This window comes from Vibrio sp. N418 (assembly GCF_000222565.1).
Lineage (GTDB): Bacteria > Pseudomonadota > Gammaproteobacteria > Enterobacterales > Vibrionaceae > Vibrio > Vibrio scophthalmi.
In genome coordinates this window covers 1-545 of record NZ_AFWD01000073.1, presented here as the reverse complement: position 1 = coordinate 545, position 545 = coordinate 1, and the positions used below count along the sequence as shown (strand labels likewise).

The window sequence follows — 545 nt, the reverse complement described above, 5'->3', positions numbered from 1 at the left end:
TACATAACGCCCTGTTAAGGGGTGAGCAACGCTATACCGAAGCAGCCGCAAACCACCTTAATCACTTAAACCAACGCATAGTGAAAATGCCACGCGTTGCGAATCCCTCTTGAACAGTTTGTTATGTGTTTGTCTCCCCCAAACTCAGAGAGTCGTATAGCGAAACATACTGAGTGAATTTTTCAATATTTTCTGGTGTAGCTTCCATTATTGGGGAACTATCGTCGAAAGGTGAATAAAGCAGCCCTCTCGGATCTGTTTTTACTGATGCAACGTATTTTTTATTTGTTTCTATGGGTTGATAAACAATCTCGTATTCTTCACTTTTTGCTATGCGAGAAAAGCCAACCATTCCTGAAGAAGTGATACCAGGCATATTCAAAAATTCGTGAATATCGATCTCATGCAACTCATAAACGTCATCGCCGACTTTCAACTCAACAAATGACCGAGATGAGAAAACAACAATATCAACCCTGTCGTTTAGATTCATAAACCACCTTATACTAAAAACACATAACGCCGCATTAAGTGGTGAACAACGC

General features: G+C 40.4%; 1 protein-coding gene. It reads right to left on the bottom strand.

Going from position 1 to position 545, the window contains the following annotated elements:
- Positions 1-121: 121 nt before the first annotated feature.
- On the bottom strand, positions 122-545 hold a 424-nt coding region (locus tag RH86_RS16305; protein WP_009387331.1), incomplete at its 5' end, for a hypothetical protein.